The sequence below is a fragment of the Flammeovirga pacifica genome, from assembly GCF_000807855.2.
Lineage (GTDB): Bacteria > Bacteroidota > Bacteroidia > Cytophagales > Flammeovirgaceae > Flammeovirga > Flammeovirga pacifica.
On record NZ_JRYR02000001.1, the window covers coordinates 3,536,117 to 3,554,045 of the forward strand.

At 33.4% G+C, this 17,929-nt stretch carries 22 protein-coding genes and 1 tRNA gene; 20 read left to right on the plus strand and 3 right to left on the minus strand.

All coding sequences use genetic code 11. The features are described from left to right. The first annotated feature begins 105 nt into the window (after positions 1-105). The 8 genes from NH26_RS13820 to NH26_RS13855 all read left to right on the plus strand — a co-directional run bounded on the left by NH26_RS13820 (position 106) and on the right by NH26_RS13855 (position 9,759). Positions 106-2,202 carry a SurA N-terminal domain-containing protein gene (locus NH26_RS13820; protein ID WP_044229737.1) on the plus strand — a complete coding sequence of 699 codons (2,097 nt, stop codon included), beginning with the start codon at positions 106-108 and terminating at the stop codon, positions 2,200-2,202. Positions 2,203-2,296: 94 nt separating this feature from the next. Further along, positions 2,297-2,791, plus strand: a complete 495-nt coding sequence (locus tag NH26_RS13825) for a hypothetical protein (protein ID WP_044229735.1) — start codon at positions 2,297-2,299, stop codon at positions 2,789-2,791. A gap of 106 nt (positions 2,792-2,897) precedes the next feature. Next, positions 2,898-3,569 (plus strand): tRNA (5-methylaminomethyl-2-thiouridine)(34)-methyltransferase MnmD, encoded by a 672-nt coding sequence (gene mnmD / locus NH26_RS13830; RefSeq protein WP_044229732.1) that lies wholly within the window; start codon positions 2,898-2,900, stop codon positions 3,567-3,569. A 5-nt stretch (positions 3,570-3,574) separates the two neighbouring features. Then, on the plus strand, positions 3,575-4,153 hold the full coding sequence (gene nadD / locus NH26_RS13835) for a nicotinate (nicotinamide) nucleotide adenylyltransferase (protein WP_044229728.1): 579 nt from the start codon (positions 3,575-3,577) through the stop codon (positions 4,151-4,153). A 102-nt stretch (positions 4,154-4,255) separates the two neighbouring features. Next, positions 4,256-4,993 (plus strand): hypothetical protein, encoded by a 738-nt coding sequence (locus tag NH26_RS13840; RefSeq protein WP_139263059.1) that lies wholly within the window; start codon positions 4,256-4,258, stop codon positions 4,991-4,993. Positions 4,994-5,140: 147 nt separating this feature from the next. Beyond that, complete coding sequence (locus NH26_RS13845; RefSeq protein WP_071397174.1) at positions 5,141-6,973, plus strand: helix-turn-helix domain-containing protein; 1,833 nt, start codon at positions 5,141-5,143, stop codon at positions 6,971-6,973. A 302-nt stretch (positions 6,974-7,275) separates the two neighbouring features. Beyond that, on the plus strand, positions 7,276-8,709 hold the full coding sequence (locus NH26_RS13850) for an alpha-amylase (protein WP_199880242.1): 1,434 nt from the start codon (positions 7,276-7,278) through the stop codon (positions 8,707-8,709). Between the two features lie 72 nt (positions 8,710-8,781). After that, a complete protein-coding gene (locus NH26_RS13855) occupies positions 8,782-9,759 on the plus strand; it encodes a hypothetical protein (protein WP_044229717.1) in 978 nt (325 codons plus the stop codon). Positions 9,760-9,761: 2 nt separating this feature from the next. On the opposite strand, the gene NH26_RS13860 is transcribed toward NH26_RS13855, so the two are convergent. From NH26_RS13860 to NH26_RS13870, 3 genes are all read right to left on the minus strand, one after another. After that, positions 9,762-10,493 (minus strand): hypothetical protein, encoded by a 732-nt coding sequence (locus NH26_RS13860; RefSeq protein ID WP_158021941.1) that lies wholly within the window; start codon positions 10,491-10,493, stop codon positions 9,762-9,764. Between the two features lie 180 nt (positions 10,494-10,673). Then, positions 10,674-10,747 (minus strand) — tRNA-Arg (locus NH26_RS13865). 135 nt (positions 10,748-10,882) lie between these two features. Continuing rightward, positions 10,883-11,344: a hypothetical protein gene (locus NH26_RS13870; RefSeq protein WP_044228930.1), complete on the minus strand. Its 462-nt coding sequence runs from the start codon at positions 11,342-11,344 to the stop codon at positions 10,883-10,885. A 212-nt stretch (positions 11,345-11,556) separates the two neighbouring features. Here NH26_RS13870 and NH26_RS13875 point away from each other — a divergent pair, with 212 nt between their 5' ends. From NH26_RS13875 to NH26_RS13925, 12 genes are all read left to right on the plus strand, one after another. Beyond that, a complete protein-coding gene (locus NH26_RS13875) occupies positions 11,557-12,159 on the plus strand; it encodes a hypothetical protein (RefSeq protein WP_044228935.1) in 603 nt (200 codons plus the stop codon). Between the two features lie 11 nt (positions 12,160-12,170). Further along, a complete protein-coding gene (locus NH26_RS13880; RefSeq protein WP_044228939.1) occupies positions 12,171-12,869 on the plus strand; it encodes a hypothetical protein in 699 nt (232 codons plus the stop codon). Continuing rightward, complete coding sequence (locus tag NH26_RS13885; RefSeq protein WP_044228941.1) at positions 12,869-13,570, plus strand: hypothetical protein; 702 nt, start codon at positions 12,869-12,871, stop codon at positions 13,568-13,570. Before NH26_RS13880 ends, NH26_RS13885 begins: the two co-directional genes overlap by 1 nt. After that, positions 13,567-13,812 (plus strand): hypothetical protein, encoded by a 246-nt coding sequence (locus tag NH26_RS13890; RefSeq protein WP_044228944.1) that lies wholly within the window; start codon positions 13,567-13,569, stop codon positions 13,810-13,812. Before NH26_RS13885 ends, NH26_RS13890 begins: the two co-directional genes overlap by 4 nt. 67 nt (positions 13,813-13,879) lie before the next feature. Next, positions 13,880-14,029 (plus strand): hypothetical protein, encoded by a 150-nt coding sequence (locus tag NH26_RS25460; protein ID WP_158021942.1) that lies wholly within the window; start codon positions 13,880-13,882, stop codon positions 14,027-14,029. Continuing rightward, on the plus strand, positions 14,029-14,463 hold the full coding sequence (locus NH26_RS13895) for a hypothetical protein (RefSeq protein ID WP_044228947.1): 435 nt from the start codon (positions 14,029-14,031) through the stop codon (positions 14,461-14,463). The genes NH26_RS25460 and NH26_RS13895 overlap by 1 nt, the downstream gene beginning before the upstream one ends. Position 14,464: 1 nt before the next feature. Continuing rightward, complete coding sequence (locus NH26_RS13900; RefSeq protein WP_044228950.1) at positions 14,465-14,665, plus strand: hypothetical protein; 201 nt, start codon at positions 14,465-14,467, stop codon at positions 14,663-14,665. Next, entirely contained in the window at positions 14,652-14,879 is a 228-nt protein-coding gene (locus NH26_RS13905; RefSeq protein WP_044228953.1) for a hypothetical protein, read from the plus strand. Before NH26_RS13900 ends, NH26_RS13905 begins: the two co-directional genes overlap by 14 nt. Then, positions 14,863-15,252, plus strand: a complete 390-nt coding sequence (locus tag NH26_RS13910) for a hypothetical protein (protein ID WP_044228957.1) — start codon at positions 14,863-14,865, stop codon at positions 15,250-15,252. The genes NH26_RS13905 and NH26_RS13910 overlap by 17 nt, the downstream gene beginning before the upstream one ends. Positions 15,253-15,543: 291 nt before the next feature. Then, on the plus strand, positions 15,544-16,062 hold the full coding sequence (locus NH26_RS13915) for a hypothetical protein (RefSeq protein ID WP_044228959.1): 519 nt from the start codon (positions 15,544-15,546) through the stop codon (positions 16,060-16,062). 146 nt (positions 16,063-16,208) lie between these two features. After that, positions 16,209-16,646, plus strand: a complete 438-nt coding sequence (locus NH26_RS13920) for a hypothetical protein (protein ID WP_044228966.1) — start codon at positions 16,209-16,211, stop codon at positions 16,644-16,646. A 101-nt stretch (positions 16,647-16,747) separates the two neighbouring features. Continuing rightward, positions 16,748-17,926 carry a S49 family peptidase gene (locus NH26_RS13925; RefSeq protein ID WP_044228969.1) on the plus strand — a complete coding sequence of 393 codons (1,179 nt, stop codon included), beginning with the start codon at positions 16,748-16,750 and terminating at the stop codon, positions 17,924-17,926. Positions 17,927-17,929 lie beyond the last annotated feature (3 nt).

A 17,929-nucleotide genomic window follows, 5' to 3' on the forward strand; every position in this document is an offset into this window, starting at 1 on the left:
TTCCCTGTAAAGTTTTTTATATGGTAGTTTTTCATACAGTATGAGTGAAAAAACATCAATGATAAATACCAAAAGGATTCATATATAAAGCATTTATAATTAATCATGGCAATCATTACAAGTATCAGGGAGAAGTCTGGCTGGGCAATTGGTGTAATTGCAGTAGGTCTGATTCTATTTATGGTCGGAGGTGACCTTTTGTCACCAAACTCTACATTGTTGGGTAACAACAAGCAAATTGTAGGGGAAATCGGAGGGGATGAAATTGAATTAAGAGAATTCTCTGCGATCGTTGAAAATATCAAAGCGAACTATCCAACACCTCCAAACGAACAACAAATGCAAGGTGTTCGTCAGGCAGCATGGAATGAAATGATTTACCGTATCGCCTACAAAAATCAAATGGATGATTTGGGTATTACAGTAACTGAAGAAGAAATGTCAGATATTATCTCAGGAAACAATATTGATCCAGCATTTGGTCAATACTTCAGAGATTCTACTGGACAAGTGAGTAAAGAGAACATCAAACAATATTTAAGCATGTTGAAAACTCAAGGTGCCAACTCACAACAATACCAACAGTTCGTAAATATCGAGCAACAGTTAAGAACATCTCGTGGACGTATCAAATATGAAAACTTGATTTCTAGAACTTCTTACGCATCAGACCTTGAGGCTAAGAAGGAATATGAGAAACAAAATGATAAAGTAGAAATTGCTTACTTAAACGTTCCTTTCTATTCTGTAGCAGATTCTTTAGTTGATGTTTCTGATAGTGATATCAAAGCATATTACAACAACAACCAACACGAGTTTGAGCGTAAAGCCAACAGAGGTATCGAATTTGTTAGTTTCTCTGTGAAGCCATCGGATTCTGATAAAGAAATGCTTGAAGGTGAATTGAAAGACTTAAGTCGTTCTTTTGCTAAAACATCAAATGATACAGCATTTGTTGATTCTCACTCTGAAGGAGCAACAAACTTGATGTCTGTAAACATGACTGGTGTTCCAACTTACATGTTGAACGAAGACATTACAGAAGGTCAAATTTACGGTCCTTATTTCGCTGCAGGTGCTTACAGAATCTATAAAGTAATAGGTACTTCAGAAGATTCAGTTTACTCTGCACGTGCATCTCATATCTTATTCAAAAACGATAAAGACGATGCTGCTGCTAAGAGAGAAGCTTTAGCTACTTTAAGAAAAATCCAAAATGGTGAGAACTTCGAGGATTTGGCTAAGAAAGTAGGTGATGCTGCTCCAACTACTAAAGCAAATGGTGGTGATTTAAACTGGTTTGCTAAAGGTAGAATGGTAAAAGAATTCGATCAAGTAGTGTTTGGTGCTAGAAGAGCTGGTCTTGTAAACAAATTAGTGAAAACTCAATTTGGTTACCATATCATCAAAGTAACTGAAACGAAAACAAAGAAAATGTATGATTTAGCTATCGTGGAGAAAAAATTAACTCCATCTGATGCTACAATCAACGAAGCATATAGAAAAGCTTCTGTTTTTGCTTCTACAGTTAAATCAGGTAGAGATGCTTTTGAAGCGAAAGCTGAAGAAGAAAAAATCTTTGTTGAGCAAGCATTAAATATTGCTCCTGAAGCAACTTTCATCAATAGCTTAAGAGGTAACTCTGTAAGACAAGTTGTACGTTGGGCTTACACAGAAGCTCAAGTGAATGATGTTTCTGAAGTATTTGACTTAGACGATAGATTTGTTGTAGCTACTTTAATGTCTTCTCGTGAAGAAGGTGTTGCTGACTTTGCTGAAGTGAAAAACGAAGCAAAAGTACAAGCTACTAAAGCTAAGAAAGCGGAGTACATTGTAAACAAATTATCTGGTTTAAGCGGTGACTTAGCTTCTATTGCTAAAGCTTACGGTAACGGTGCTAAAACAGATATCGTTAACGAATTACAGTTTAGTGACATTTCTATCCAAGGTGTAGGTATTGCTCCAAAAGCAATCGGTACTGCATTTGGATTAAAAGAAGGTGCTACTTCAACGCCAATCGTAGACGAGAACAGTGTAGTAATCGTAAAAGTAAGAAGTGCAGAAAAAGCACTTGAAACTGCTGATTACACAATTTACCAAAACCAAGTAGAGCAAAGATCTCAAAGATATGCGTTCAACAAAATCTTGGATGCAGTAACTGAACTTTCAGATGTAAAAGACGAACGTTATAAGTTCTTTTAAGATCTACGTTCTGAAAATATAATTTAAAAGAAGTCACTTTGAGGTTTATCACTTGAAGTGACTTTTTAAGTTCATACTAACTCTTCACTAAACAATGAAAATCTACATCTATTTTGGACTATTGTCATTTCTAGCTCTTTCATGTAATTCAAACGACAATAATTACACTGTCGAAAAAGAACCCAATGCTCAATTTCGGTTTTATGAGTTATCCATATCAGAAAATAATGTTTTAACCCATGAGCTAAAGAATTGGTCTTTTTACCCTGATCAAACATGTGTTGAGAACAGGCACATGGTGGTGGGTAATAACGATATCAATTACTATCATAAAGTAAACTCAATGAGAGGTTCTTATGTACAGGAAGATGATGAATATATTATTACATTTGATAAAAGGGTTTATAATCATCAATTGGATTGTGGGGATGAGAATGATTCAGTAGCGGTATTTGATGCTGATGAGACGTATACAATCAACTTTACTAGGCTTCAAGAAGAGTCTGATGCTTATCAACCATATTTCACTAACCCGGGTATTATTACATCATTGGTGAAATGTGGTAATGCAACAATAAAAGAACAGTAAGCAAATAAGATTTAATTTGATAAACAGAAAAGGTTTTTAGCCATGGTTTGAGAAATAACATGGGTAAAAGCCTTTTCTTTATTTTATGGATGTGTATTTTTGTCGTATGGGTAACATCAAAATAATAGAAACTGGAGACGGGTCGAGTTCATTGTATAATGAAGCTTTAAATGAGACGTATCATTCTTCTCATGGCGCTTTAACTGAATCTAGGTATGTTTTTATCAAATCTGGATTTGAAGCGATTAGAGAAGGGAAATTAGAGGTAAATATTCTAGAAGTAGGTATGGGAACAGGCTTGAATGCTATTTTGATGGTAGAACAAGCGTTAAAATACCCCGAGGTAACCATTAATTACGTCACCTTAGAGCCTTTTCCTTTGTCTGAAGAGTTAATTGATGGATTAAATTATAATCAATTATTCGAAGAACATCTGACACCATACTTTAAGCAATTGCATAGTGCAGAATGGGATAAGGTTACTGATATTCTACCTAACTTTAAGTTACATAAGCAAAAGACAACTTTAGAAGATTTTCAATCAGATAAAACTTTTGAAACAATCTTTTTTGATGCTTTTGCTCCAAATAAACAACCTGAAGTTTGGTTTGTTGAAAACTTAAAGAAAACTTTTGATTATACTTCACAAGATGGAATCTTCGTTACCTACTGTGCAAAAGGACAGTTAAGACGTGATTTGGTGAGTGTGGGATATGACGTAGAACGTTACCCAGGCCCTCCAGGTAAAAGAGAAATGTTGAGAGGTTGGAAAAGATAATATAAATGAGAAAAACAGGTTTATTTTTCGGGTCATTTAATCCCATACATATTGGCCATTTAATTTTGGCTAATGCAATGGTACAAAGTGGTGAAGTAGACGAAGTTTGGTTTGTCGTATCTCCACATAACCCATTTAAAAAGAAAAGTACCCTACTCCACGAATTCGATCGTTTGGATATGGTACATGCGGCTATAAATAAAAATTACAACTTTAAAGCTACAGATATTGAGTTTAGAATGCCTAAGCCAAGTTATACTGTGGACACATTGGTGTATCTATCAGAGAAGCATCCTCAACATGAGTTTAAAGTAATTGTAGGGGAAGATAATTTAGCGGGGTTTCATAAATGGAAAAACCACCATATTATTTTAGAAGATTATGGGCTACTGGTTTATCCTAGACCTCATGCTAAACCGTCAGATTTGAAAAATCATGAACATGTAAAAATGATTGAAGCTCCTATGGTCGATATTTCAGCCACTTATATCAGAAAATCAATTCAAGCAAAAAAAGATATAAGGTATATGGTGCCTGAAGGTGTTAGAGAACTGATACAAAGTAAAGGTTTTTATAAGGATTAATAGAAGAGCATTTGATGATTAGGTCAAATGCTTTTTTTATATCAATCTAGGGATTTTTTCTATTCAATGCCCATATCAGTATGTACGAATACAAATACTGTTATGAAAAAGAAAATATTAGCACTCCTTACCCTATTAATTTGGGGTAATTATATTTATGCTCAAGAAGAAGAGGTGATTGATGCGTCAAAACCGACCAATTTTTATTCACAAATGGATATTCAGTTTGAACATGCTGGTTCGAACGATCAATATGGTTTAAGAAACTCTTTTATTATTGCACCATCTGAAAAACATCTAGTTCTTGGTGAGTTACCAATACTCCATAATACTAAAACTGGAGCAACAGGAATTGGTGATGTCCGTTTAAGATACTTTTATTTACCCTATAAGAACTATGATAAGCTTATCGGAGCTTTTGGTCCTTCCATAGATGTGTATGCACCTACCGGTAATGTTGATAAAGGTCTTGGTAATGGTCGATGGGTAGTAGCACCAGGTTTAACGTTAGGTGTTATGGCTTTTGAAAAGGTACAGTTCTTCCCCATTATTTCTTATCAATACATGTCTGAAGTAGCAGGACAAGTAGATATGGCTGGAAATACAGCAATGCATGGTATGACTTTTCAGGTAGTTACACCTATTGTGTTTAATCCTAAAATGTACATGCAGGTCACTCCAATTGTGCAACTTCCTGATTTTAGACATGCACATACCAACCTAGCGTGTGAGATATTATTGGCTTATTCCATCAGAGAAAAAATGCAATTATCTGGTTTTTATAAGGCGGATCAAACCTATGGACAAACATTTAGATTGGGAACAACGATATTTTTCTAATTATTTTTGCGGCCCTATTCCAAAAAGAATAGGGCTATTTTATACACTAATATTTTTGCCAAAATATTGAAATCTGTAGTATATTGTCGTTAACCTTTTATATCTGAGTTATTTAAACTTAGGTATTAGTACGACGACGCTATGAAAATGAATTATTACAGACTAATTACTTACTTGACTTTCCTCTTTTTTGTACATCAATATACTTTTGTCGAAGGAGTAAACTTTGTAGTTAAAAACTTACCATTACACCATCCTCAAGAAGAGCCGCTCTTTTTAGTGGGATCATTTAACTCATGGAATCCGTCTGATCACAAATATCAATTTACTAGAAATGAAGACGGACATTTGATGGTATCTGTTCCTGATCAATTAAAAGCATTTGAATACAAAATAACTAGAGGAGATTGGTCTAAAGTCGAGTCGACTCAAGATGGTAAGCCCAAAGCAAACCGTGTTTTTATTACAGAAAATGAATTAGACACTGTGTTTATATCTATTCTTGGATGGGAAGATTTAGCAGGACAAACAACCATCATTTTACATGATCTTCCTTCTTCCACTCCTTATGAATCAAAATTTTTTCTATCCGGAAATTTTAATGATTGGGCTCCCTCAAATAGTAAGTATCAATTTAAAAAAGATGAAAATGGGTTGTACAGGTTCACCTTACCATCTTCTGTAGCTGATTTTGAGTTTAAGGTAACCCGAGGGAGTTGGTCGACTATAGAATGTTTATCTAATGGTAGATACCGCCCTAATAGAGTTTATCATCATAGTTCAAAAGGACCTGAACAGCTGATTGTAGTGGTTGATGATTGGGAAGATGTTTTTAAAGGACAGTTTTGGGATTTGACTCAATTGACACAATTTTTATTATTTCATCTCTTTTTATTGACATTATATATTTTGTGGATGAATCATGGACATCATCAATTAAAACTTACTTTGATGATCTTAAGCTCTGGTTTGTTGACGATTACTTTATATTGGACCTCCAATTATTTACCTATCAAAAACTATTTTGGGAGTATTCACCTTTTTCATTATTTGATGATTCCCCTCGTTTTTCTTGTGATCGCTAATGTCCAAGATATTGTATATAGGTCATATCAACCTAAAAAGTATACCACTGTCTATGTTATACTAGCTATTGGTTTTGTTATTTCGCTTGGTGCGTACTTATTAAAAGAAGAATCATTATTAATTATTTTTCTAGAAAGAAAGTATGAAGGAATGAACCTTTTGGTTAAGCTAATTTTCTTCTTCTCCACATTTTTAAGTTGGTACCTTACTAAAAGGCAATTCAAATCGTATTCTACAGAAGTACTTCAAGGTAGTATTGTAAAACAAGTAAACAAGGCGTTTGATTATTATCAAAAAGTGTCCCTAATAATTATTTTATTCTTCTTCATAGGATGCCTAATACAAGTCTATTTGGCTTTTTCTTTTCAGAATAATTTTGAACTTCAAGATTTGTCGGATGAGGTAATTTGGTATGCGATGTTTATGTATTTAATATTTATATCGGCATGGGTATTTAAGTATCACGGGTTGTTAAAACCAATTGATCAGAAAAGTACTTATCGAAAAGACGAAATGAGTTCGACAAATAAAGAAATTGAAGAATTCATAGAAAACATGACTCAATTATTTGATAGAGATAAGTTGTACACAAAGCATGAACTTACTTTAAACGATGTGGCCAATGTCTTAGGAATACCATCTCATAAGCTAACTAAATTGATCCATCAAGCATATAAAAGAAATTTTTCGGAGTTAGTGAATGATTATAGAGTACATGCTTTTACAAAAAGAGTCCTTATTGGGGATGCTGAAAAGACTACACTTTTAAGTATTGCATATGATGTCGGTTTTCAATCAAAAAGTACTTTTAATAGAGCTTTTAAAAAATCGACAGGGTTAACTCCAAAAGAATACATGAAGAAATCTGAAATGAAAAAGATTTTTGATGATTGATTTGAATGAAACAATAAATAAAATGAATTAAAGAGTTGGTTTTTAAGTGTCGGATAAAAAATAATACGTATCAATTATATAAAACGTATTTTTTACATTAATTTATTTAAAACCTTTATGGTTAGTTATTTATGAGTATCAAATATATTATTTGATACTTTTTTTTTGGTGCTATAGATTTCAATTTTTGAATCTTAGACGAATGTAATAGGTCCTTTAGATTAAACTTGTAACATCAAACTAGCGATCGCATTTTAATCAAATTTGACTTATTGTAAAACATTTAGTTTAGTGAAATGAAAATGAAAACTACCAAATTATTATTACTGTCCACTCTCTTCATAGGCAGCTTTTCTTGTACTCAAATTATGGAGGACAATGAGAGTTCTATTCCTGAACATGAGCCAAAAGCCAATATGGAGTTGCAAGTAACCACTCATGATGGTGCTCCTTTTAATAAGAATGAATCTTCTAATAAAAGATACTCAGGTAGTCCGGGAGGACCTGTGATGATGCAGGCATTTTACTGGGACGTTCCTGCGGGGGGTACTTGGTGGAATACCGTGAAAGGAAAATTGAATAATTGGAGTAATCAAGGAATTGGATCCATTTGGTTACCTCCTGCTTCAAAAGCTCAAAATGGACCTTTCTCTATGGGGTATGACCCAATGGATTATTTTGATTTTGGTGATTATAACCAAATGGGTTCAAAAGAAACAAGGTTTGGATCTGGTACAGAATTAAGATCTCTTGTTGGGGAAGCACACAATCAAAATATGGAAGTGTATGCTGATATAGTGATCAACCATAATAGTGGTGGACAACTAGAAGCAAACCCTTATACAGGTACAGATACATGGACAAAGTTTAATCCGGCTTCGGGTAAGTTTAATAGAACATATAATGATTTCCACCCTAACCTTGATGCAAATAATGATGAAGGTGTTTTTGGAGGTTTTCCAGACTTAAGCCATAAAAAAAGTTATGTGCAAGATTGGTTATGGAAAAAAAGTAACTCTGTAGGAAAATACTATAAAAATGATGTCGGTTTTGATGGATGGAGATTTGATTACGTGAAAGGCTTTGGTGCATGGGTGGTCAAAGATTGGGTCAATAATGTAGGTGGATTTGCTGTAGGTGAATTATGGGACGGTAATGCCAGCACCTTAAAGTGGTGGGTAGATAACACGGATAGAAAATCGTCTGCTTTTGATTTTGCTGCATATTATGCCATGGACAGAGCATTTGATGGTAATAATCTAAATGAGCTGAATGGAGATATGCTTTGGAAAAAAGACAGCCAAAGAGCAGTCACTTTTGTGGCCAATCATGATACTGATGAGATTTGGAGAAAAAATTTAGCCTATGCTTATATTTTAACTCATGAGGGATACCCTTGTATCTTTTACAGAGATTATGAAGATTGGTTGGACAAAAGTATGATGAATAATTTATTATGGATTCACAAAAGTTACGCAACCGGAAATACTTCCATACTACATGTAGATAATGATGAATACATAGCTCGTAGAAACGGATACAATGGAAACCCAGGATTAGTGGTATATATCAATAATTCAGATAACTGGAAAGAACGTTGGGTGCCAACGAATTGGAGTAACAAGAAAATAAAAGACTATACTGGTCACTCTAATTGGGAACCATGGACGCAAGGTGGTACTTGGGTAAAAATCCAGTGCCCTCCACGTTCTTATTCTATTTGGACATTGAAATAACCAAAACGTAATAATCATATTATTAACAATGAGTGCCTGAATTTTTTTCAGGTACTCTTTTATATTTCCATTATGAGATATCTTTCTTTTATACTAGTGTTATTTATTGCTTGTAATGCTAACCATCAACAAAAGATAGCATCAAATGTTGATAACTCTTGGACTTATCAACTATTAAGTGAGAAGTCGATAGATATGGATGGTCAATCCTGTACTATTTCTTTGGAAGCACTACCCTATCTACATCAATTAAAGTACACTATTTCTTATAAAGGAAGTGGTTTTTTGGAAGAGATCAAGTTATCAACAGAAGATAGCAGAACTTCTGCTACGTTAATAAAAGAAAGAATTTGGATTGCTGCTGATACCATTATTCAGGCTACAATTCATCCTATCAACAACACTTATCAGTTTAGTAAAGTCGATGAAAAAGGCCCATTAAGATCAAACTATATCATCAATTATTTTGAAAAGGGACGAAACCAGCATTTACGTTTCCAATTGAAGGAGAAATCTTATCAGAATTACTTAAAAAATTACCCTTATGTGTCTTCCAAAAAAAGTTATCAACTATCTCATGAAAATGAGTCTCTAAAACTAGCCCTTGATCAACATCTTGTTCAAATCTTAAAAGAAAAGCGAGGGAAAAGTGGTATTCGATTCTCTGAAAACGAGATGAATGTTATCGGATTAATCTATCATGTGAACTGTTTATATGATGGTCAGTACTTAAAAGTGGAGGTAAATTACATGAATCATACAGATTATGATTTATGGCTTTGCAATCCTTCAACGACCTTAACTATTGATCAAGAGCAACATACAGTAGATTGGAATAAAGTGAATACTCCTTATTCTTTTGGCAAAGGGAAAAGGTGTATGTTTTCTACTTCAATTAAAGTGAACAAAATTCCAAAAGATATTCACATCCCTGTGAATAACATTTCTTTTTTTGATAAACAACCATTTTTTCCTGAAGGAACTCAGTTAAACTTGATCGTAAATAACAGTCTTGAACCGCTAGATTTAAATAAAAATGGTGAAATATAAACCTACTGTATGGATTGTTTTTGAAATACACCTTTATAATAGGTACCCACCTGAAATTTACCATTGCAAATGTTGATAACAGGTTCAATTTCTAAGGAAAATTCTTGATGTGAGAAATTGTTGATATCTTCAATATCAATAATTGGTTTTATTTGAATGAAAATATCATCGTTGATAACAATAGAGGACAATAACTCGATATTGATACCATGAAAAACCTCCTCAATAGAGTTTTCAGGATGTTTTTTTGAAATGTATTGATAAGATATAGTAGGAAAAAAGGATATACTTTTAGACCTGTTGGCGATGTACCCTAACATTATGCCTGTTGCAATTTTTAAGCTACCATCACCTAACCCAAACTTTGTGTTTCCTAGAGGTAAAGTGATATTTAATGAGAGCCCCATCGAACTGATTATTTTTGAATCATCTTTATAAGGAACATAGAAATATCTTATTTTAGGATCGCCTAAGCCAGCTACATTTTTTGAAGAATGAAAACGGTATGGAAGATCCATCACAAGTAAGTAGGCATCATCTAGTGTATAACTAATTCGAGGGTTATAAGAAAACATCTCACCTCTTGGAGAGTGATTGTATTCTAAGAAATGATCTATTTGTGAATAGATATTGGTAGGCTTTGAAGTGTCTTTTGCGTCCTGACCGTAAATAGGATGCATCAAAAACAAAAGAGCTAACAAACAGAGAGAACATCTTATTTTTTTGCTGATCATAAAAGAAAGTTTGAAATGAATATCATTTGCAAACTTCTTTAGAATATGGCCTTGAAAGAAGTAACGAAAGGTTACTTGGGGTTATTTGGTTAAGCTGTTGACGTTATTCTATCGTCAAAAAATTTATATTTTTTCTACATAAAAAAAAGGCCAAAATCCTAAGATTTTGACCTTTTTTAGTGACCTCGCCAAGATTCAAACTTGGAACCTTCACAGCCGTAATGTGATGCTCTATTCAGTTGAGCTACGAAGCCATTTGGCTTTAATAGGAAAAAGTAGTGACCTCGCCAAGATTCTAACCTTAACGATAAACCACTGATATACAAGGTCGTTGTAGAAGCTCTACAACTGACGTATCCAAACACGCAGCCAAATTGCGCAAAAAAAAATTATGCCGCCAAATCTTCTTGATTATCAGACACTTCTAATTTCTTACAATTAGTTGTATGTACCTTTTCAGGATACGCCTTATGCTTTCCCAATGCTCCTTGCATGCCTGTAATAAAGTTATCATGTGTAATAACTTTACTTTTTAAGAATGCAATATCCTCTGACATTTTTATAACTAACTCTTCTAATTTGTTTTTTGGTGTTGGAGGTTGAGGTGGTACAAAGTCCTCTCCCATAAACATAGATCCATATCCAGTAAACAACCAATTCCAATTAATTGCTTTTCTGTCTTCTAAACCATCAAAATCCTTTTTGATTTGATCCATAAGAGCTGTTGGTGGATAATCATATGATGGGTATTTCCATACCATTGACATTGATTTCCCCATTTTATCAGCTAGAGCCTTGACATTTTCTCTTTTGTCAAGTCCATATAGTAATTTTATTCGTTCTCCTATCATAATATTATAATGTTAAAAGATAATTGTATCAATAATATTTGACATTTCAATATTTTTGATATATCATTGTGTATCAAAATAATTACACGTTGCAATATAATTACATTATAATAAAAAAAGGCTAAGAATGTAAGAGATTCACAACCTTTTTCGGAAAAATCTAACTGAAACTCAGAAATATGAAAATGAGAGAACCAAAAAGAATTTAAAATATGAATCTATCTAAAGTAAAACAGTTCGAAAATAAAGCCTTAGTAGTATTAGGTATGCTTCAAAGAGCTTCAGGCTTTATGCTAATTGTTGGTATGATGGCAATTGCCCAAAGTGCTTCAATTGCTATCTTCTTTGCGAATATTTTTAGTATGAAAATTACTTCTCAATTAGCCAATTTAATTAGCTCTTCAGATGCATGGGTGATACATTTAATTAGCGGTGCATTTGGTATAGTTGCAGGACTTGTAATTGAAACAGGTTCATTTTTCTTTTCTGTTAATGGTATGAGAAAGAGTTCTTATTTTTCAGCGACCGTAAGCGGTATACTATCAATTGCCAGCTATCATTCTATTTTCTACGGTAACGAAATCAACCTTTTATTAGGCTTCGGAATATTCGTGTTAGGGTTCTATCCTTCACTGTTTATTATGATTGCCTCGCATCAATTAGCCGAGCGATTCAGTAACGATGCTCAAGCGTTTACGAACGTTTCCCCAACGACTGCAAGCGATACCCTTACGAATTCAAAAGAAGCAAAAACCACTGTAAAAAGTGGTGCTTCTGCTGAGTTCGAGGTAATAAAAAAGTCTTTAATCTCTTAACACATTAAGCCATGAAAACAGTTGAAAAATTAATCAGTGTAACGAATTTAATACGAGTATCAGCGTATGTAATTTTAGTGTTATTGTGTGCTAAAGTAGTTGCTAGAATCACCACCTTAGAAGTAAACGATACAGTACTTGTAGCTAACGTTTTGTTTGCCTCTATCCTATCAATGATGATAGTGAAGGCATACCTTAAAAACCGCCTTAATGAGGTGGAAAATGAAAGAAAACGCTCAGAAACGCTTGAACAGCAACTATTAGAAGCAACGAATTTGTTACGAGATATGAAAGTGCAAAATCAGTCGCTTAAAGGAGAATTTGAAACGCTTACATTCGCTCATAAAACGCTTCAGAAAAAACACGAATCATTAGACAAGCTTTTTGAAGAAACAACATTCGCTTTAGAAGATATGAGAAACGCTAACGTTTCGCTTAAAGGAGAATTGCATACGCTTAGAGACGTTGAAAAACGCTTTGAACAAAGTACAGATCATTTCAATGAAATCATCCTTAAAAAGGATAGTAAGCTAGAGGAGTTAAGAGGTGATCTTCGTGATGCTGATGAAACATTAGCTGTTCAAAGAGGAGAAATTGAAACGCATAAAAACGATGCAGAATCGTGGAAGAAAAAATACAAGTCGCTTACTGCTAGTGCAAGTGCTAGAGGTATTAAGCTATCAGATTTAAAGATTGAAAAAATTGGGTAATGGGAATTACTACAGAAATATATAAGGAGTTCGATATCGATGAAACAAAGCATCGAAACGCTCTATTGAACCAAGTGACTAAAACAGTAGGTTGGACACCTAGCCACCGTTTGGTCCTTTCCAAGATCATTAATTTTTCTTGGAAAAAAGGTTCATCAATGAGCAATGTATTTTATGCAGAACAAGCTGGAGTAAGTGAGTCTTCAGTCAATAACTGTATATCAAAATTCAAAAAATTAGGTGTTTTGATAATTGATAAAGCACAATCTGTATATCGTTTTATCAGCATCAATTTTAAAAAGCTTTTGGAGTTAGTTTATATTCCTGATGAAGAAGCTCTAAAAGAGGAGCTAAAAAAGGAGAAAGAAGTCCAAAAAGAAGAACAGCAAGATGAAAAAGTAAAAGCTATACAAGACTTTGCAGTAAGATGCCAACAAAATGCAACCTGTTTAAACGTTCTTAGTATTTATGAGCAAAAGTTCATCCTACCAAATGTAAATGATCAACAGCACTTTCATAGACGTAAGACAATGCTGTTTAAGATTATATATGATATTACCCTAGCAGCGGTTAAAAAAGGATATAAAGCTGACCCTGTTAATGTTGTAATCAGTGTTTTAACGAAATCCATAAAGGATAATGACTATCGTTTAAAGCATCATGAATTTGTATTATCCAACAACAAATCAAACAAGCAATGAGTGAAAGAAATGACAACCTCGGCCGATTAATCAACAAAAATGAAGCAATCGAAGAAATGCTTGCAAGTTCAAGCAAAGATGAAATTCTAAAAGGAATATTATCTACTACTAAGTATTTAGCTCTCTCTATATCGTATGCTTACGAAAATCAAGACAAGTTTATAGGTATTGAGCCTCCAGTAGACTCAGATAAAAGCCTACAAGCAATGTTTGATTTATACGAAGCTGTTTGGAAGTATTAAAAAAAGGAGTTGCACAGTTTGAGACCCTTGCAACTCCTTATGTAAAACCTTTTAAAAAATTCTACCTATGACAAAGTTAACAACACTTTTGGATAGATTACAAAAAGATCTACCAAAAAAACGACTATTACAAAAGCTCCAGGAGAAGAGGAGCAGAACTGTATTAGATGCCATACAAGAAAAAATGAATGTTGAGAAAATTAAAACAGCTGCATAATGGAACAATTCGACATTTGGGAAGCAACAGAGTTAATAGATCACATTACTACTTACATGTCTGAGGAGCTATATAATTTAGTTCCTGGAGAAGTCAGATCATGGGAAAGTTTGGCAGAAGCTAATAATACCATGAGAGATATGTCTATTACTATCAATCGTTTACTCCAATTTGTAAGTATCAGCAAAAAAGAAAAAGGAGTAGAACCATTAGATTATAAAGATTATGCATCATGTGTAACGGCTATTGGAGATAAGAATGATCATCTGAAAGAAGCAGTGTTAAACAAGTATTATTCGTGCCTTAATCGCTTAAAGAATGAGTATATCAACAATGAAGAGCATGATAAAAGCTTAGGATTAGATTATTCCGAAAACATAGAATCTCTTTGTAATCAAATGGGAGATGTTGAAAATCAATTAGATCAATTATAAAATGGGAAAGTTAATATATAGCATCCATCTCTTTAGAGAGCGACTTCTTTGTTTAAGAAGACATGGTCCATGTACCGATATTTTTTATTTTGAAATTTTCCCCACTATTCAGGTAAGAACATCATCTTATGATAGTGAATGGTATGTTAGATTATTATGGTTAGGTTTTTCATTAGAAATAGAGAATTTTGAAACAGATTGAAATAGAAGTTGTAGAACAGTTAGTTAAAAGGAAACTACTAACAGTAGGTAAGGATATTACAGAAGAAGAAGCTGAAGAGCTAATGTCTTTGGATAAAAGATCTTATGATTCAGGTTCAGATGGTTATAATAAGTTATATGAAATATTTAGTGATACTTCATTTGATGACCCTGATGGTTATGATGAAGTAGGTGTTTATGAATTTAATAAATAATACAATAAAGATTGATATGAATGTATTAAGAATAAATGAAATCATAGAAGAAGAGTTACCTCAAAGCCTGAGGTTATTTATTAAGTATATATCACGTATCGATTTTGAGAAAGATGAATCATTCTGTGATAATACATTATTATCAATTCTATTGGACAGGGATATATCTTCAACAATAATTGAAGCAAAGCGTATAATCAGTATAAGTATTGATGAAATTGATAGAGATGATTTCGTAAATATAAGTAGTATTATAATGCATTTAGAGTATATGTTTAATCATGAATGGGGAGAATTCAAAACTAGAGAAGAGTCAAAAGAATTTATAGAAGGACTTAATTGTAATCTTGAAGGTTTGATTAATTATAATTAAATGCTCAAGACATCAATGTCCTTACCATCAAAGCACAATCGTTCACTCGGTTGTGCTTTTTTGTTTGGAAGTTTGGAAACAATTGATTCATATATCCTTGTTTTTAAAGAGGCAATTGCCCTACGCCAATGTGCGTAGGCGGGACTGCATCGTCAGAGAAATAGACTGTTGTATAATCTTTGTATATCATTAGTATTGATAATCAGTTGTTTACGTAAATAAAAAGTAGACTAAAAAAAGAGCTTTAAATTTCGTATTTTTGATTCATATAAATGCATAAAAAGAATCCAAATGACTGAATCAAAAATTATTACATTGCCCATTCAATCACATATCAAGAAGTTTGTACAACATGAATTTGGAGATCAAATACTTTTTGCAAGACAAAATAATACGATAGGTAGATCTGTATTACAATTGTTGAATAAACATGGAAAGTATCCAAAGCCACCTAAAAAACAATTTGATACTATTCAAATTGAATTAGGAGACAATTTAATAAGGCATAAAAACAGAATAATAAGAACAGCATTTCATATGGATTTATTTATAGATCATTTTATGATTGCTTTACGCCATTCAGTTGAATCTAGTCGTGTTTTTTATGGATCAAGGCGTTTAGCAATCATTGCTTTCCTTTCAAGGTATGGGATTTTAGAATCAGAAATTTCAGTAAATACATGCGAAAGGTTTTTTCATTCAAGGAATGATTGTCAGGTTTATCAGAAAGTAAAAAAAGGAGATGAATTGATTAAAATGGCATTATACATAGAGCTACTTCAAAGTAAATTGAATGAAAATGTTACCTAGAATTGTAATATTTCAAGAAAATAAAAAAATCATGTGTAGATCAGCTTTTTAGAAAGTGTTAATAAAGGTACCTATATGTGTAGCTTCCGTCGTAAAAATAAAATCAATTGATTCTTTATGTGATTCTTTTTTGTTATATTTGATTCATGAATATAGGAGGTGTAAGACATATTGCGATAGCAGATTATAGAACGGTTACAACTGATGTAACAGGTAATGTTCTAAAATCTATTTCAGGCAATTTTCAAAAGCTTGATGCAGTGGATGACTCTATTGATATAAAGTCACAAAATGTTGTTGCAGGAGCTGGAGAGTATTATAAGTATTCTATTTCATTACGTATAGCAAAGGTAGAAGAAGCGAAATATAGTGTTGTAGACCATTTGAAAAGAGTTGTGCTATTATGGTTAGATGAGAACGGAGTAAGTTGGATAGTTGGTTTCGATTATCCTCTTCTCATTTCAGTATCACCTTCATTTGGTAAGTCAGCAAGTCAGTTAAATCATTTCAATATTAAGTTTGTAGGCAATTCAGTAAATAGACCGTTACAATCACCCTTAACGTTTTACCAAATCATTAATTAGAAATATGTCAACGACACTAATGTCGTTGACATATTAGTTGGAAGTTTGTTTGTTAAAAACCCGTCCTATTTTTTACGGGTCCTATAGCCGTTTTTCGCATTATGAGAAACGGTTATTTTTTATATCAGCAAATTCTAAAAGGAGCGTGGTTGATTGACAAGCAACAAGCCCAAGCTCTTTTGCCTTTAGCTTTTAATGTTCTTAGTGGAGATACTTCAGGAGCTGAAGCATGGAGATCAGAAGATATTTCATTTAACACTTCTATCAATATGGAAGAAGGATTAGTGAAAGAAGATTCTATTGAAGCTCCTAGAAAACAAAGTGCCGTTATTAATATCATTGGAGCATTAACACAGTATAGTACTTGGTGTAGTCCAGGAATGGATTATTACGGTCAACTAATACAACAGTTCGATAATGATGAAGAGGTTGACAGTATCATACTCTATATAGACTCTCCTGGGGGAAGTGCTATGGGAACCGAAAAACTAGCAAAGATTATTCAAAACACTTCAAAGCCAATTGTTTCAGTAGTTGGCGGAATGTGCTGTAGTGCTGCTTATTGGTTAGCATCCTCTTCTGATGAAATATTAGCCGAAACAGAAACAACCTTGTTTGGATCAATTGGTACGATGGTATCATTCATGGACTTCAAAGAATACTTTGCAAAACAAGGTATTAAAAGTGTTGAATTGTATGCAACGAAATCAACAGACAAGAATAAAGACTTTGCCGATGCTGCAAATGGTAACCCCGAATCACTTATTCAGAATTTCTTAGATCCAATTAATGCCGTTTTTCATGCTCATGTTTCTTCTAATAGAGAGCTTGAAGAGAAAGCTTATACAGGTAAGACCTATACTTATTTATCAGCTAAAAATGCAGGTCTCGTAGATGGTATTGGAGGGGTTAAAGAAGCAATCAATGTTGCATCTCAGATAAATAATAACAGAAAAATAGAAGCAGATATGAAGTTTTTAGATAAAGTAAAAGCTGCGGTTGGAGTTGAAGCTCCAGTTGAAACAATAGCTCAATCTTTAGAGCAAACCGCTCAAGATTATGACAATCAAGTAAGCCAATTGACCCAAGAAAGAGATACAGCTCAAAGCCGTATCACTGAACTTGAAGGGCAATTAGCAACCGCTAATGAACGTATCACGGATCTTGAAAAAGAACCTGGTGCAAGTCCAGCTGCTACAGCTCCACCAAGAGAGTCATCTTCTTCAAAAGAAGAAGAATTCACTTTCGAATTTAATCCTAACGCAGACGAAATTTTGTAATAA

Coding starts and splice junctions, on each gene's coding strand:
- NH26_RS13820 (WP_044229737.1), top strand. CDS start 106: ATGGCAATCATTACAAGTATCAGGGAGAAGTCTGGCTGGGCAATTGGT.
- NH26_RS13825 (WP_044229735.1), top strand. CDS start 2,297: ATGAAAATCTACATCTATTTTGGACTATTGTCATTTCTAGCTCTTTCA.
- mnmD (WP_044229732.1), top strand. CDS start 2,898: ATGGGTAACATCAAAATAATAGAAACTGGAGACGGGTCGAGTTCATTG.
- nadD (WP_044229728.1), top strand. CDS start 3,575: ATGAGAAAAACAGGTTTATTTTTCGGGTCATTTAATCCCATACATATT.
- NH26_RS13840 (WP_139263059.1), top strand. CDS start 4,256: ATGAAAAAGAAAATATTAGCACTCCTTACCCTATTAATTTGGGGTAAT.
- NH26_RS13845 (WP_071397174.1), top strand. CDS start 5,141: ATGAATTATTACAGACTAATTACTTACTTGACTTTCCTCTTTTTTGTA.
- NH26_RS13850 (WP_199880242.1), top strand. CDS start 7,276: ATGAAAACTACCAAATTATTATTACTGTCCACTCTCTTCATAGGCAGC.
- NH26_RS13855 (WP_044229717.1), top strand. CDS start 8,782: ATGAGATATCTTTCTTTTATACTAGTGTTATTTATTGCTTGTAATGCT.
- NH26_RS13860 (WP_158021941.1), bottom strand. CDS start 10,493: ATGATCAGCAAAAAAATAAGATGTTCTCTCTGTTTGTTAGCTCTTTTG.
- NH26_RS13870 (WP_044228930.1), bottom strand. CDS start 11,344: ATGATAGGAGAACGAATAAAATTACTATATGGACTTGACAAAAGAGAA.
- NH26_RS13875 (WP_044228935.1), top strand. CDS start 11,557: ATGAATCTATCTAAAGTAAAACAGTTCGAAAATAAAGCCTTAGTAGTA.
- NH26_RS13880 (WP_044228939.1), top strand. CDS start 12,171: ATGAAAACAGTTGAAAAATTAATCAGTGTAACGAATTTAATACGAGTA.
- NH26_RS13885 (WP_044228941.1), top strand. CDS start 12,869: ATGGGAATTACTACAGAAATATATAAGGAGTTCGATATCGATGAAACA.
- NH26_RS13890 (WP_044228944.1), top strand. CDS start 13,567: ATGAGTGAAAGAAATGACAACCTCGGCCGATTAATCAACAAAAATGAA.
- NH26_RS25460 (WP_158021942.1), top strand. CDS start 13,880: ATGACAAAGTTAACAACACTTTTGGATAGATTACAAAAAGATCTACCA.
- NH26_RS13895 (WP_044228947.1), top strand. CDS start 14,029: ATGGAACAATTCGACATTTGGGAAGCAACAGAGTTAATAGATCACATT.
- NH26_RS13900 (WP_044228950.1), top strand. CDS start 14,465: ATGGGAAAGTTAATATATAGCATCCATCTCTTTAGAGAGCGACTTCTT.
- NH26_RS13910 (WP_044228957.1), top strand. CDS start 14,863: ATGAATTTAATAAATAATACAATAAAGATTGATATGAATGTATTAAGA.
- NH26_RS13915 (WP_044228959.1), top strand. CDS start 15,544: ATGACTGAATCAAAAATTATTACATTGCCCATTCAATCACATATCAAG.
- NH26_RS13920 (WP_044228966.1), top strand. CDS start 16,209: ATGAATATAGGAGGTGTAAGACATATTGCGATAGCAGATTATAGAACG.
- NH26_RS13925 (WP_044228969.1), top strand. CDS start 16,748: ATGAGAAACGGTTATTTTTTATATCAGCAAATTCTAAAAGGAGCGTGG.